Below are 13,279 nucleotides of genomic sequence, written 5' to 3'. Positions count from 1 at the left end.
GATAGACAGGGGGCAGAGCAACGCAGGGGGCAGGATAATGCGCATTCTCATCACCAATGACGACGGAATCAACGCGCCGGGTCTTGCGGTTTTGCACGAGATTGCCACCGATCTAGCCGGCCCGGACGGCGAGGTCTGGACCGTGGCCCCCGCCTTTGAGCAATCCGGCGTTGGCCATTGCATTTCCTACACGCGCCCGATGATGATTGCCAAGATGGGCGAACGCCGCTTTGCCGCCGAAGGCAGCCCCGCCGATTGCGTGCTTGCGGGTCTGCATGACGTGATGAAGGATGCGCGCCCCGATCTGGTACTTTCGGGGGTAAACCGGGGCAACAACTCGGCCGAAAACGCGGTCTATTCCGGCACTGTCGGCGCGGCGATGGAAGCGGCGCTGCAAGGTGTACCCGCCATCGCGCTCAGCCAGTATTACGGCCCCGACAATCGCGATCTTGACGACACATTCGAGGCGGCGCGCGTGCATGGGCTGCAAACCCTGCGCACCCTGCTGGACAAGGGCGTGTGGAGCAAGGACGACTACGGCATTTTCTACAATATCAACTTTCCGCCCGTTCCGGCATCCGGGGTCAAAGGCCTGCGCGCCGCGCGTCAGGGGTTTCGCCGCGACATGGGCTTTGGGGTAGAGCCGCATATGGCGCCTTCGGGGCGGCGCTTTTTGTGGGTCACGGGCGCGCCACAGCAAAATCCGACAAGTCCGGGCTCGGACGCCGATGTGAACCTCAAGGGCTATATTTCGGTCACGCCGATGCGCGCCGATTTTACCGCCCATGACGCACTGGAGAAGCTGAAAGCCATCGAATGAGTGACGAGGCCGACGAAATCGCCGAACGCAAGATGCAGTTCCTCTTCGCGCTGCGCTCAAAAGGCGTGACCGATGCGCGGGTTCTCACGGCGATGGAAAAGATTGATCGCGGCCCGTTCATTCGCGGCTATTTTTCCGAGCGCGCCTATGAGGATATGCCGCTTCCGATTGCCTGCGGTCAGACGATCAGCCAGCCGTCGGTTGTCGGGCTGATGACACAGGCGCTCAGGGTGAGCAATCGTGACAAGGTGCTTGAGGTCGGGACCGGCTCTGGCTATCAGGCGGCGATCCTCAGCCTTCTGGCGCGCCGGGTCTATACGGTGGATCGCCACAAGCGGCTGGTGCAGGACGCGACCGAGATTTTTAACACGCTTGATCTGACCAATATCATCGCGCTGACGGCCGATGGCAGCTTTGGTTTGCCCGATCAGGCGCCGTTTGACCGCATTATCGTGACCGCCGCCGCCGAAGACCCCCCCGGCCCCCTATTGGCCCAATTGAAAATCGGGGGTATCATGGTTGTGCCCGTGGGCCAATCAGATGCCGTGCAACGGTTGATCCGGGTGACCCGAACCGAGAGCGGGTTTGACTATGACGAATTGCGCCCGGTGCGCTTTGTGCCCCTTGTCGAAGGGCTTGGGCGCGATGGCTGACCCGGCGCCCGGAAGTGACTGAGTGAACGTTTAGGAACCAAGCCCCGGCCAACAAGGGGCAACAAACGAGGATAGATCGAGATGCGTTATTTCCCGCGATCAGCGCCGCTTGTGGCTGGCATGGCTGTTTTTCTGGCCGGCTGCGATAAACCGCTTGATCTTGACCTGCGCGGTGCCTTTGGCAATGCGCCCTCTACCGCCGAAGCCGCGCGTAACGCGACCCAGGCCCGCCCCGAACCCGACAGTCGTGGCATCATCTCTTATCCCGGCTATCAGGTGGCGGTGGCGCAGCGCGGTGATACGGTGGCCACGCTGGCCACGCGGATCGGCGCCAATCCGCAGGAACTTGCCCGCTTCAACGGCATCCAGACCGGCGACCCGCTCCGCCCCGGCGAGGTGATCGCCCTGCCCGGTCGCGTCGCCGAACCGACCGGCGGGCCAATTCAGCCGCCCTCGGGCGTGGATATCTCGACGCTGGCCAATGGCGCCATCGCGCGCGCCGATGCGCAAAAGGTTCAGACCAGCGCACTTGATCCGGCCCCGCGCGTCGGCGTTGAACCCGTGCGCCACCAGGTTGCGCGCGGTGAAACCGCCTTTACCATCGCCCGGCTTTACGATGTCTCGATCCGAAGCCTTGCTGACTGGAACGGTCTTGGCCCCGATTTTGCCGTGCGCGAGGGTCAGTTCCTGTTGATCCCGGTCGCGCTTCCGGGCGAAGACACAGCGCCGTTCGATGCGAGCGAAGCGGCGGTCGTGACCCCGCCGGGGGCCGGATCGCCGACGCCAACGCCGCCCAGTGCCGCCAAACCGCTGCCCGATGAGGTCACCGTGCCCAAGGCCACGCCAGTCAAGACCACCGCCGCGCCCGACCTTGGAAAAACCGAAAGTGCCGCGAAACCCGGCCGCATGGCCTTTCCGGTACAGGGCGACATCGTGCGCGAATATGCCAAGGGCCGCAATGACGGTATCGACATTTCCGCCACTCCCGGCGCGACGGTCAAGGCCGCCGATGACGGGCTTGTGGCGGCGATCACAGAGGATAGCAACGGTATCCCGATCATCGTGGTCAAGCACTCGGGCAACCTCCTGACGGTTTATTCCAACGTCGGCGGGCTTGCCGTGGCCAAGGGCGATAACGTCAAGCGTGGACAGAAGATTGCCGAAATCCGGCGCGAGGGCAGCGCCGCACTTCATTTCGAGGTTCGCGACGGCTTTGATAGCGTCGATCCGATGAGCTATCTCGTGCCCGGTTAAATCTGGCGGGTATCACGACATGACAAACGGGCCGGTCTTTGATGACTGGCCCGTTTTTCGTTGTGCTGCGGTTACTGTGCCGGTGGTGGCGCCGCGCAATGCGCCCCGGTGGCCGCCAGGCCCGAGCCAAGTGAAAAGAGCGGTGGCGCCGTATAGGGATTGAGCGGCGCAGAATTGGCAAAATCCAGCCCCAGAAACACCGTGACCCCCAGCAGGGTAATGAAAACAACGTGGCCGCGGGTCATCTGCGTGCCTCCAGCCCTAAAAGCGGACGCAGCCGGATGCCAAACCACGATCCCGCAAAGGCTGCGACAAACCAGACCCAGCCATGCAACGATCCGGTGCCGATCCCGCTAAAGAACGCGCCGATGTTACAGCCAAAGGCAAGCCGCGAGGAATAGCCCAGAAGCAGCCCCGCAATGATCACCGAGGCCCAGGCCCGGAGCGGGTATTTCCCGATCGGTGATCCAAGCCCCGCGCGCCACCACGCCACCAGAGCCGCGCCACCGATCAGGCCAAAATCCGTCAGCGAAGTCACATCGGTCAAAACGCTTGCGGAGATCCGTTCGGCATTGCCCGGCGCCACCCAGAACGGCGAGCCGGACAGGTCCGCGCCCATGGCAACCACGCCCTTGGCGACCCAGAGACCGAGGCCATAGACCACGCCCCAGGGCTGGCCCGCGACCGCCAGATGCAGGATCGCAAGGCCGGCCAGCGCCGCCACCGCCATCCAATAGCGCGCCGGAATGCGCCAACTGTTCCTGGCCCCGAGCAGGATTGCCAGCACGCCTATCGCCGCAAGCCCGGCCAGCGTGATCGCAAGGCCGCTGGTGCCGCTGAGCGCGATGACCGGCAGGCTTCCTAGCGATGTCCACCAGGTGAGGTGATAGGCGCCGCCAAAGCTTCCGATGGCGAAGAACGGCAGGGCAAGGGCCGCCACCGCATTGCCACTTCCGGCATTGACAAGCGTACCCGAGCCACAACCCATGACGATCTGCATCGAGGCGCCAAAGACAAAGGCCCCGCCGATCATGGCAAGCCCGATCGGAGCATGCGCGCCTTTGATTTCGGCGCCGTTGTTTGCCAGCATCGGAAAGGCGAAGAGCGCCACGATGGCAATACAGATCAGCTGCGCCAGAAGGCCAGAGGCATCGCGCTGTAGGATCATCCGCCGCCATGGCCCGGTAAAGCCAAAGCGAAACCCCTCAAGTGCAAGACCAAAACCCATGCCGATCGCCAGAAGCGCGCCATAGCGCGGCCCCGCCACCATGGCCAGGCCCAAAAGCATCGCCGCCACCCCCAGCAGCACCGCGCTGCGGGATATGAAACCGGGGGGCGATGGTGGCAGCGCGGTGGTGGTTGCGGACATGTTTACCTCAGTATTTACCAGTGATCTTGTTCATCATGTTCTGGAAGAGTCCCGGAACATTGGCCATCTCATAGCCGGTCTGCGACCAGCCGACCATGGATTCGGGATAAAGTTTCACCCCGTCGATACCGGCAACTTCGCTGAGCGCGAACCAGTTGGTCGCCGCCCAATGCCCGGTATTGCAGAATGACACCAGCTTGTCGCCCTGCTCAAAGCCGTTGTCCGCCGCCAATGTGAGGATCAGCTCTGGTTTGATCAGGGTCGGGTCATCCGATGCGAACCAGCGGTCATGGGTGAAGTATTTCGATTGCGGCAGGGTGCCCGGCTTGGCGGCGGCGGCGTGTTTGGTCTCGCCTTTCCAAAAGCTTTCGGGGCGCGCATCGACCAGTTCGGCCAAGGTTTTGCCATCGACGATATCCTTGATATCCTCGCGGGTGGCGAGCCATTCATGCGAATAATTCACCGTGATGTCGCTTGGGCTAACCGCCTCTTGCTCGCCTTTCTGGACGCGCATTCCGGCCTTGAGCCAGGCATTCATGCCACCATTGAGGATCGCAAGATCGCTCACGCCGCTTGATTTCAGCGTCCAGTAAACCCGCGCAGCGGCGCCAAAATCGGTCTGGTCGCGGCCCTGGTGGACAACCACGACGGGCCGGTCGGTGGTGATGCCGAACCCGCGCAACACCTCGGTCATCCTGTCCTGCGGCACAAGCAAGCCGGGGTTGTCGCCGGGGCCGCGGAATTGGCCATAAGACGCCGACAACGCGCCGGGAATATGCCCCTCGACATAAGCGCCGCCGCGAATATCAAGCACGATCGGGTCTTGCTCGGTGAGGGCCGCATCAAGCGCCGCGGGGTCGATCAACGGACCAAGGCTAGCGGCCTGTGCGGCCAATGGCAGAACCGCCACGACGGCGGCAAGGCAGGCATTTTTGAACGTATGGAACATGGTAAATCCCCTTGTTTCTCTGGCGCCGAACCTAGGCTTGTCACAGGGTAACAACAAGGTCGCCTGCGTCATATTCATCTTTTGGTGAACGTAAAAGGAACCATGGCAATGAACGCTCTGGATTTTCGTGATCCTATTCGGATGTTGCCACGGAAGAGCGATCATAATTCCGGGTTTTTGCGAATTATGGAACAATAGTCCAAGACCCATTGCCTGATCGCCATATCGGCGGGGTTTTGTTCAATTTACGCAGGCTGTCAGAAACGCGATGATCGGTGCGGTAAACAGCTCCGGTTGCTCGATCAGGCCAAGGTGTTTCAGTCCCGGCACGGTGATCACCTCTGCGCCGTCGATCTCATCGGCGATGGTTTGCGCCATTGCGGGCGTGCTGCCGCTGTCGAATTGCGAGGTCATCACAAGGGTCGGGTGACGGATCGCTATCTTTGGGCGGATCAACTCGGTCACCCCTTCGGCAAGCACCTGGCGGTGCTGCGCATAATTTACCGGATCATTGGCCAAGACCACGCGCCGGATTGCGGCCACCGCATCGGGGTGCGCTGTCCGGAAATCTTCGGTGAACCACCGCGCAAGGGCGGCGTCAATCGTCGCCTCCGGCCCGCCTGCGCCCGCGTCGCGCGCGGCGGCCTCGACCTGTTGCTGCAAGGTGGGCCCGCGCTCATGCGGCGAATTGAGCACCACCAGCGACGAAACCCGCCCGCCATGATCCATGGCACAGCGCCGGTTGATCATCCCGCCAAGCGAAAAGCCGACGAGGGCCGCCTGCCCAATCCCAAGCTCATCCATCAGCGCGATCAGTTGCTCAGAGAGCACCGTCAGGCTGGAGCCATCGGGCGGCAAGATAGACTGACCATGCCCGCACAGATCATAGCTGAGCACGCGAAACCGTTGCGACAGCATTGGCGCGATGGCCCCCCATGTGCTTTGGCGCGTCAGGCCAAGCCCATGGATGAGCGCGACAACCGGCGCGCCCTCGGGGCCACTCAGGTCATAGGCGGTGCCGCCCGCCGACAGAACCATTCAGACCCCCGCCGGATTATCAGGATCATGGCCCATCTCGCGTAGATCGGCGTAGCGGTCGCCGATCCGGTGATTGGGATGCCCGCCCACCGAGGCACCAAGCGCGATGATGATCTCGTCATCGGCGGGGGCGTCGGGCACGGTGGTGTGGATCGTCTGATAATGCGAGCGCCGTCCGGCATCGTCCTTGTCCATCAACGGGATCATGAGCGATGTGCCCGCCGCGCCGCGGGTGTTGGTAAAGGCGAGATAGGTCTTGGCCTTGAGCGCATCGCGGAACTTGTTGCCAAACCACAGCGTATGCGTCAGCCCTTGCGCATGCTCGATCTCGCCGCCCATGCCGACAATCGAGGCCTTGCCATAGCCCTCAAGCGTGTCGCCGGTCACCGCAAGGATCATATCGGTCAGAAGCTGGCCAAGCACCGGCCCGGCGGCGCGGATTTCGGGGCCAAGGTCTTCGACATGGCCGCGCCCGAACCAAGGGTTGCGGATGATTGCAAGCGCCGAAACAAGCTTGGTGGGGTCTGCCACCTCCTTGAAGCCTTCCTTAAAGGTGGTTTGCACCAATGTGAGCGTGCGCCTGATCTCAACCGGCATGGGCCAGCTCCTTTTGGGCGAAGGCGGGCATCACCTTGTCTATGAACAGGCGAAGCGAGCGTTTCTGCTGCTCCATATCCAGACCCATTGAGGCGTAATAGATAAAGGCACCGACGCCAAGCTCTTGATATTTGGCAAGCTTTTCGACCACCGCATCGGGCGACCCGAACATGAGGTTTTCCTCAAGCATCTCGGGATCAACCCGCGCGTTGCCCGCCATCTCTTCCAGAGGCACCGGATCGGGAAAGCCGTTCACCACCTCGCCGCGCTTCATCATCAGGTTGCCGAATTGCCCCAGCACCCGGCGCAGCGAGGTCATTGCGTTACTGCGGTCCTCTTCGGTCTCATAAACAGACGTGTGACGCATCAGGGCCCACCGCCCATCATAGCGCCCGCCATTCCTGGCAATCGCATCGTCAAGCCGCGCGCGATACGCCTCGGCCTCGGAAAACGGCATGGTCAGCGGCCAGCTCATGATGTCACAGCCATGTTCGACCGCGTAATCAAAGGTGATCGGCGCGCGCGCGGCAACCCAGACCGGCACCTTGTCCTGCACCGGCTTGGGGCAAGACGTGGCGGTGGGAAACTGCCAATAGGTGCCGGCGTGCGCATAATCGCCGGCCCATAGCTTTTGCACCACCGGAAGCGATTCCTGCATGTATTGCCAGCTGTCGCGCTGATCGAGACCGGGCATCATGCGGTCAAACTCGCGCTGATAGGCGCCCGAGCCGATGCCAAACTCAAGCCGCCCGTCACTGAGCAGATCAAGCATCGCCGCCTCACCGGCAAGCTTGATCGGGTGCCAATAGGCGGCATTGGCGACACCGACACCAAGGCGGATCGTCTTTGTATGCTCGCCCCACCATGTCAGGATCTGAAACGGATTGGGCGCGATGGTCATCTCAAGCGCGTGATGCTCTGCCGCCCAGGCAACCTCAAACCCGGCGGCCTCGGCCATTTGCACCATCTCAAGCGTGTGATCGCGCACCGCCTTCATATCAAGCGAAGCATCGAGGCGCTCAAGATTGATTGCCAGATGAAATTTCATTGTCTTGTCCTTTCTCAGCGCATTTGAAACGGATTGGCGAGCGGCTCGTCCGACATGTTCATCCAGACGGTCTTGGGGCGGGTGTAGTCATAGACCGCCTGAAACCCGCTTTCGCGCCCATAGCCGGAACCCTTGGTGCCGCCAAATTCGGCCACCGGGGAAATCGCGCGATAGGTATTGACCCAGACGATCCCCGCGCGCACCGCGCGGCTCATCCGCAGGGACCGCGCGCTATCGCGGGTGAAAATCCCCGCCGCAAGCCCGTGTTCGCTATCGTTGGCAAGGGCGAGCGCCTCGGCCTCGGTGGCAAAGCGCAGCACGCAGAGGACCGGACCGAAAAGCTCGGTATCGACAATTTTAAGGTCGGCACTCGGGCACTCGACAATCGTCGGCTCAAAGAACAGCTGCCCCGCAGCCGCCCGCTTGCCACCACAGAGGATGGTGCCGCCCTCGGCCACGGCTTGGCGTAATTCGCGCTCGATGGTCTCAACCTGGCCCATGGTGCAGAGCGGGCCCATCTGGGTTGCCTCCGCCATCGGGTCGCCAATCACGATATCGCGCGCGATGGCGGTGAGGCGGGCAAGGAATTCGTCCGCCACATCCTCGTGCACGATAAGGCGCGAGCCCGCGACGCAGCTTTGCCCCGAGGCACCAAAAATTCCGGCCACCGCGCCATTGACCGCGCTTTCAAGATCGGCGTCCTCAAAGACGATGAAGGGCGATTTGCCGCCCAACTCAAGACTGACTTGCGCGAAATTCTGCGTCGAGTTCATCAACACGTGGCGCGCCGCACCCGGCCCGCCGGTAAAGCTGATGCGCGCCACAAGCGGATGACTTGTCAGGGCCTTGCCGCAAGGGTCGCCATGGCCGGTGATGATATTGACCACCCCGTCGGGAAAGCCCGCCTCGGCCAGCAGTTCGCCAAACTCAAGGATCGCGGCGGGGGCGTGTTCGCTGGTTTTCAGCACCACCGTGTTACCGGCCGCAAGCGCCGGGCCGATCTTGACGGCGGTCAGGAAAAGCTGGCTGTTCCAGGGCACGACGGCGGCCACCACGCCAAGCGGTTCGCGGTTGGTAAAGACGAACATGCCGGGCTTGTCGATCGGCAGGGTCTCGCCGCTGATCTTGTCGGCGGCGCCGGCGTAGAAGTGGAAAAACTCACTGATATACTTTGCCTGCCAGCGGGTTTCCTTGAACATTTTGCCGGAATCTCGGGTTTCTGTCTCGCCCAAGGCCTCGGAGCGTTCGGCCAAAAGATCCCCCAACCGGTGCAGGCATTGACCGCGCGCTGTTGGCGTCATGCTGGCCCAAGGCCCTTCATAACAGGCGCGATGCGCGGCGCGCACGGCTCGATCGACATCCTCTGCCGTGGCCTCGGGGGCGGTGGCCCAAACCGTGCCGGTGGCCGGGTTGAAGGTCTCGAACGTCGCCCCGTTCGAGGCCGCGAGCCAGGCCCCTTCAATCAGCATTTTATAGGTCTTCATCATCGCCCTGCCCGTTGTCATTCTGCCGCCATCCGGTGCGCGCTCTCGGTCGGCACGACCCGGTGATAGCCGCCCTCGCGCCAGGCCAGCGGCGGTGCCTCGCCATCCAGAACATCATGCACAGTGCCGATCACGATAAGATGGCTACCCGAGGTCACGCATTGTTGTACCTCGCAGAAAAATCCGGTTGCCCCATCAATCAGCGGCGCGCTGCCCGGCGGGCCAAAGGTGTTCACCCCCGAAAAGCGATCGGCGATCTGCGCGTCGTGGCGCCCGGCAAAGCGGTCGGCAAGCTCCGGCCCGGATTCGGGCAAGACATTCACGCAAAAGCGGCCATTCCGTGCCACCGCCTTGGCGATCCGGCTCGCGGCATTCAGACAGATCAGAACCGACGGCGGATCAGCGGAAACAGAGGAAAACGCGCTGACCGTCGCGCCAAAGCGCCCGGCAACACCGTCAGTCGTGACCACCGTCACCGAGGCCGCAACCCGCCGCATCGCGCCAATAAAGCGATCGCGCTCTACAAGTGGTCTGGTCTCAGTCAGCATCGCCGGTCCTTTCGTCATTTCAAAGCCCTGGAAAAGGTTCATGTTAAACTGGCATACTATTTCAATTCTTGATAACGAATTATTTTGCGCACTATGTGCAATAAATTCGAATTGAGAGCGCCAATCATGAACCTCACCGCCTTGCAAACCTTTCTGGCGATTGTCGATACCGGCAATCTGGTGCGCGCCTCGCAAAAGCTTCACGTGACCCAATCGACCGTCACCGCGCGCCTCAAGACGCTTGAGGACGAGCTTGGCCAGCAGCTTCTGAACCGTCAGAAATCGGGCACCACGCTGACGCCTGCGGGCACCAAACTTTTGCGTTATGCACGGGTTATCAACGGGTTATGGCGGCAGGCGCGCTATGAAACCGGCCTGCCTGCGGGGCTAAGTTCGGTCTGTACCTTTGGCTGTGACCGCGAGCTTTGGCATGGACCGGGGCGCGCGTTTTTTGACGGCGTGGTGTCGGGGCACCCGGAAATGGCGGTCTCGGTGCATCAGGGCAATGCGCGCGATCTTGAGGAATGGCTTGGCTCGGGGCGTGTCGATGTGATTCTGAGCTATGAGACGGTGACCCACGGCGCCCAGACCGTGCACGCCCTGCCCGCCGAAGAGCTTGTGCTTTATTCCGATCGCGCGGTAACGCCGATCAAGGCCGACCCGTCCTATGTCTTTGTCGATCACGGCGAAGATTTTCGGCGCAGCCATGGCGAAAGCTATCATGATGCGGGCATCGCCCGGATCAGCTTTGACAGCTCGTGGTGGGCGCTTCAGTTCCTGCTTGATCGGGGCGGTTCGGCCTATCTGCCGCGCGCTTTGGCGGCGCCGCATATCAGCGCCGGTGACCTGTTTGAGATGGTTGAGGCCCCGGTATACACCCGCAAGAAATACCTGATCGTCAATGACACGGCGGCACAAAACTGGGAGTGGTTCGCCCCGCTGGTGGCCCGGCTTGGTGAAAATAACCCGGGTTGAACGGCGCCCGCGCAGTTTTCGCTTTCGCCCGCAAATCACAGTTTGTAACGCTTGCAGGGCAAACCCACAAAATGGCGGGCGGCAATGACTGCAGAGTATGATTTCATCATCATCGGGGCGGGGTCGGCAGGCTGCGTGCTGGCCGAGCGGCTAAGTGCGAATGGCCGCCACAGCGTTCTGATCCTTGAGGCAGGCGGGCGTGGCCGCTCGCCCTGGATCGCGCTGCCGCTTGGCTATGGCAAGACGTTTTTCGACGAGCGTGTAAACTGGAAATACGAGGCCGAGCCGGACGCGGCCCTCGCCGGGCGGCGCGCCTATTGGCCACGCGGCAAGGGCGTGGGCGGATCGGGGTCGATCAACGCGCTGGTCTATGCGCGCGGCTTGCCGCATGATTTCGACGATTGGGAGGCGTCTGGCGCTACCGGCTGGGGCTGGGACACGGTGCGCGAAACCTATGAGGCGATGGAAACCCAGGTCGCCCCGGATGGCACGCGGGTGGGCAGCGGCGCGATGCATGTGCAGGATGTCTCGGATCAGATCCACCCGGTCAACCGGCATTTCTTTGACGCGGCCCGCGAACTTGGCCTGCCGCTCTGCGATGATCTTAACGGCACGACCTCGGAAGGCGCGACGATCTACCGGATCAACACGCGCGGCGGGCGGCGCAATTCCTCGGCACGCGCCTTTCTTAAACCGGCGCTCAGGCGGGCCAATGTGACGCTTGTCACCGGCGCGATGGTTGGTCAGATCGGCTTTGACGGGCGGCGGGCGGTCTCGGTCGAGTATCACCACCGGGGCACGGTCAAAACCGTGCGCGCGGGGCGCGAAATCATCCTTTCGGCGGGCAGCGTGGCCTCGCCCTGCCTGTTGCAGATATCGGGTATCGGTCCGGCAGAGCACCTGAAATCGCTTGGCATCACGCCGATCATGGATGCGCCGCATGTGGGCGGCAATCTTCAGGATCACCTTGGCATCAATTACTATTTTCGCGCCACCGAACGCACCCTCAACAACGAATTGGCGCCGTTTCTTGGCAAGCTGCGCGCCGCCCTGCGCTATGCCCTGACGCGGCGCGGGCCGCTAGCGCTTTCGGTCAATCAATGCGGCGGCTATTTCCGCTCGTCTGATGGGGTGAACCGCGTCGACCAACAGCTTTATTTCAACCCGGTCACCTATACCACCGCGCCCAACGGCAGCCGCAGTGTAATCAAGCCAGATCCGTTTCCCGGCTTTATCCTTGGCTTTCAACCCTCGCGCCCAACAAGCAGCGGGCGCATTGATTTGCGCGCCAATGATTCGGCGGCCCCGCCGCTCATCCGGCCCAATTCGCTGGCCACCAAGGAAGACCGCGCGCAGGTGATCGCGGGCGGGCGTCTGTGCCAGCGTCTTATCACCAGCACAGCCCTGAGCGGCCTTGCGGCCTCGGCCATGGGCGAGGATCTGCGCGAGATGGACGATGCCGCGATCCTTGAGGATTTCCGCCACCGCTCTGGCACGGTGTTTCACCCGGTCGGCACCTGTCGGATGGGGGCGGATGCGGCGAGTTCGGTGGTTGACCCAGGCCTGCGGCTGCATGGCATAGAAGGGCTGCGCGTGGTCGATGCCTCGGTCTTTCCCAATCTCACCTCGGCCAATACCAATGCGCCAACCATGATGCTGGCGCATCGCGCGGCTGACCTTATTCTTGCGGAAATCTAGCGCCGCTCAGGTGCCGATCCGCAGGGTCGCCGTCATCTGGCGCAACAGGGCGATCACGCTTTGCGCGGTGATCCGCCCGGTGGCGGGGTTGTCATCGCTTGGGCGCCCCTCAATCGACATGGTGAAATCAGAGCTGTCGGAGGTAACCCGCACGCTGTGAACATTGCGCGTCACCTTTGGGTCGACCCAGATTTCCAGCTTTGTAAGATCAGGGCCAAGCCCGGCCAGACTAATGGCGGCGGCAACATTGACGTTGGCGGGAAATTCGCGGGCGATCTCCGAGACGCTGCCGGACATGATACAGACCGGCTCTGTGATGCCGCCGAGGTCGATGCCGTTTTTGACAAGATAGGGCGCGCCGATGAGCCCGGCGACCGGCTTGCGGGTTGTCATGCTGACCGAGGTGAGCCGGCCCACCGCGGCCGCCTTTATCGCATCAAGCCCAAGCATGGCGCCCGAGGGCACGATGATCTTGCCGCCATGCGCCTCTGCCAGATCGACAAGATCGCCCTGCTGCAAAAGCTGGCTTGCTGAGAGCACGACAAGGGTTTTGCCGGCCAAAAGGACCGGGCGGGCGATCTCGGGGAAAAGCTGTGGTGGCAGGCATTCGATAATCACGTCACAATGCGCGGCCAGCCCGGCAAAATCATCGACCGGCACCGGCGTGGTAAGCGCGGCGTTAACCTCTGCCGCGCGCTCGGCCCGGCGGGTGCTTATCGCGGTAAGGGTGAAACCGGGGATTTCGCCCGCATCGAGGGCGCGCGCCACAGTGAGACCAATCGCGCCGGTGCCCGCTATGCCAACCTTCATGCCCTGCCCTTTCCGCACCACGCCCGACGGGACGCG

Annotated in this window: 14 protein-coding genes; 5 read left to right on the top strand and 9 right to left on the bottom strand. The window is 62.5% G+C overall.

The genetic code is table 11. The features are described from left to right. The first annotated feature begins 37 nt into the window (after window positions 1–37). From surE to BMZ91_RS01130, 3 genes are all read left to right on the top strand, one after another. Window positions 38–820, top strand: a complete 783-nt coding sequence (gene surE / locus BMZ91_RS01140) for a 5'/3'-nucleotidase SurE (protein WP_092833422.1) — start codon at window positions 38–40, stop codon at window positions 818–820. Then, window positions 817–1,473 carry a protein-L-isoaspartate(D-aspartate) O-methyltransferase gene (locus BMZ91_RS01135; RefSeq protein WP_092833420.1) on the top strand — a complete coding sequence of 219 codons (657 nt, stop codon included), beginning with the start codon at window positions 817–819 and terminating at the stop codon, window positions 1,471–1,473. The genes surE and BMZ91_RS01135 overlap by 4 nt, the downstream gene beginning before the upstream one ends. An 81-nt stretch (window positions 1,474–1,554) precedes the next feature. Beyond that, window positions 1,555–2,727, top strand: a complete 1,173-nt coding sequence (locus tag BMZ91_RS01130; protein WP_092833418.1) for a peptidoglycan DD-metalloendopeptidase family protein — start codon at window positions 1,555–1,557, stop codon at window positions 2,725–2,727. 71 nt (window positions 2,728–2,798) lie between these two features. Here the strand turns inward: BMZ91_RS01130 and BMZ91_RS21330 are convergent, their stop codons facing one another. The 8 genes from BMZ91_RS21330 to BMZ91_RS01090 all read right to left on the bottom strand — a co-directional run bounded on the left by BMZ91_RS21330 (window position 2,799) and on the right by BMZ91_RS01090 (window position 9,778). Then, window positions 2,799–2,972 carry a hypothetical protein gene (locus BMZ91_RS21330; protein WP_092833416.1) on the bottom strand — a complete coding sequence of 58 codons (174 nt, stop codon included), beginning with the start codon at window positions 2,970–2,972 and terminating at the stop codon, window positions 2,799–2,801. After that, entirely contained in the window at window positions 2,969–4,096 is a 1,128-nt protein-coding gene (locus BMZ91_RS01120) for a YeeE/YedE family protein (RefSeq protein ID WP_092833414.1), read from the bottom strand. Before BMZ91_RS01120 ends, BMZ91_RS21330 begins: the two co-directional genes overlap by 4 nt. Before the next feature lie 7 nt (window positions 4,097–4,103). Next, entirely contained in the window at window positions 4,104–5,045 is a 942-nt protein-coding gene (locus BMZ91_RS01115) for a sulfurtransferase (protein WP_092833412.1), read from the bottom strand. Window positions 5,046–5,285: 240 nt separating this feature from the next. After that, window positions 5,286–6,083, bottom strand: coding sequence for an alpha/beta fold hydrolase (locus BMZ91_RS01110; RefSeq protein WP_092833410.1), 798 nt, complete (start codon window positions 6,081–6,083; stop codon window positions 5,286–5,288). After that, window positions 6,084–6,680, bottom strand: coding sequence for an amino acid synthesis family protein (locus BMZ91_RS01105; RefSeq protein ID WP_092833408.1), 597 nt, complete (start codon window positions 6,678–6,680; stop codon window positions 6,084–6,086). It lies immediately after the preceding gene. Further along, window positions 6,670–7,728, bottom strand: a complete 1,059-nt coding sequence (locus BMZ91_RS01100) for an LLM class flavin-dependent oxidoreductase (RefSeq protein ID WP_092833406.1) — start codon at window positions 7,726–7,728, stop codon at window positions 6,670–6,672. Before BMZ91_RS01100 ends, BMZ91_RS01105 begins: the two co-directional genes overlap by 11 nt. Window positions 7,729–7,742: 14 nt before the next feature. Next, on the bottom strand, window positions 7,743–9,233 hold the full coding sequence (locus BMZ91_RS01095) for an aldehyde dehydrogenase (protein WP_425441520.1): 1,491 nt from the start codon (window positions 9,231–9,233) through the stop codon (window positions 7,743–7,745). Further along, window positions 9,230–9,778, bottom strand: a complete 549-nt coding sequence (locus BMZ91_RS01090; RefSeq protein ID WP_245736171.1) for a flavin reductase family protein — start codon at window positions 9,776–9,778, stop codon at window positions 9,230–9,232. Before BMZ91_RS01090 ends, BMZ91_RS01095 begins: the two co-directional genes overlap by 4 nt. A 108-nt stretch (window positions 9,779–9,886) precedes the next feature. Here BMZ91_RS01090 and BMZ91_RS01085 point away from each other — a divergent pair, with 108 nt between their 5' ends. Next, window positions 9,887–10,735, top strand: coding sequence for a LysR family transcriptional regulator (locus BMZ91_RS01085; RefSeq protein WP_092833634.1), 849 nt, complete (start codon window positions 9,887–9,889; stop codon window positions 10,733–10,735). Window positions 10,736–10,819: 84 nt separating this feature from the next. Continuing rightward, on the top strand, window positions 10,820–12,433 hold the full coding sequence (locus BMZ91_RS01080; RefSeq protein ID WP_092833632.1) for a GMC family oxidoreductase: 1,614 nt from the start codon (window positions 10,820–10,822) through the stop codon (window positions 12,431–12,433). Window positions 12,434–12,439: 6 nt separating this feature from the next. Here BMZ91_RS01080 and BMZ91_RS01075 read toward each other — a convergent pair whose 3' ends face one another. Then, window positions 12,440–13,243 carry an aspartate dehydrogenase gene (locus BMZ91_RS01075; protein ID WP_092833631.1) on the bottom strand — a complete coding sequence of 268 codons (804 nt, stop codon included), beginning with the start codon at window positions 13,241–13,243 and terminating at the stop codon, window positions 12,440–12,442. Between the last annotated feature and the right edge of the window lie 36 nt (window positions 13,244–13,279).

Source organism: Roseovarius lutimaris (assembly GCF_900115165.1).
Taxonomy (GTDB): domain Bacteria; phylum Pseudomonadota; class Alphaproteobacteria; order Rhodobacterales; family Rhodobacteraceae; genus Roseovarius; species Roseovarius lutimaris.
The sequence above is the reverse complement of the archived record's forward strand: the minus strand, read 5'-3'. Positions and strand labels throughout refer to the sequence as shown.

Coding starts and splice junctions, on each gene's coding strand:
- BMZ91_RS01075 (WP_092833631.1), bottom strand. CDS start 13,243: ATGAAGGTTGGCATAGCGGGCACCGGCGCGATTGGTCTCACTGTGGCG.
- surE (WP_092833422.1), top strand. CDS start 38: ATGCGCATTCTCATCACCAATGACGACGGAATCAACGCGCCGGGTCTT.
- BMZ91_RS01120 (WP_092833414.1), bottom strand. CDS start 4,096: ATGTCCGCAACCACCACCGCGCTGCCACCATCGCCCCCCGGTTTCATA.
- BMZ91_RS21330 (WP_092833416.1), bottom strand. CDS start 2,972: ATGACCCGCGGCCACGTTGTTTTCATTACCCTGCTGGGGGTCACGGTG.
- BMZ91_RS01085 (WP_092833634.1), top strand. CDS start 9,887: ATGAACCTCACCGCCTTGCAAACCTTTCTGGCGATTGTCGATACCGGC.
- BMZ91_RS01130 (WP_092833418.1), top strand. CDS start 1,555: ATGCGTTATTTCCCGCGATCAGCGCCGCTTGTGGCTGGCATGGCTGTT.
- BMZ91_RS01095 (WP_425441520.1), bottom strand. CDS start 9,233: ATGACAACGGGCAGGGCGATGATGAAGACCTATAAAATGCTGATTGAA.
- BMZ91_RS01110 (WP_092833410.1), bottom strand. CDS start 6,083: ATGGTTCTGTCGGCGGGCGGCACCGCCTATGACCTGAGTGGCCCCGAG.
- BMZ91_RS01135 (WP_092833420.1), top strand. CDS start 817: ATGAGTGACGAGGCCGACGAAATCGCCGAACGCAAGATGCAGTTCCTC.
- BMZ91_RS01100 (WP_092833406.1), bottom strand. CDS start 7,728: ATGAAATTTCATCTGGCAATCAATCTTGAGCGCCTCGATGCTTCGCTT.
- BMZ91_RS01115 (WP_092833412.1), bottom strand. CDS start 5,045: ATGTTCCATACGTTCAAAAATGCCTGCCTTGCCGCCGTCGTGGCGGTT.
- BMZ91_RS01090 (WP_245736171.1), bottom strand. CDS start 9,778: ATGACGAAAGGACCGGCGATGCTGACTGAGACCAGACCACTTGTAGAG.
- BMZ91_RS01105 (WP_092833408.1), bottom strand. CDS start 6,680: ATGCCGGTTGAGATCAGGCGCACGCTCACATTGGTGCAAACCACCTTT.
- BMZ91_RS01080 (WP_092833632.1), top strand. CDS start 10,820: ATGACTGCAGAGTATGATTTCATCATCATCGGGGCGGGGTCGGCAGGC.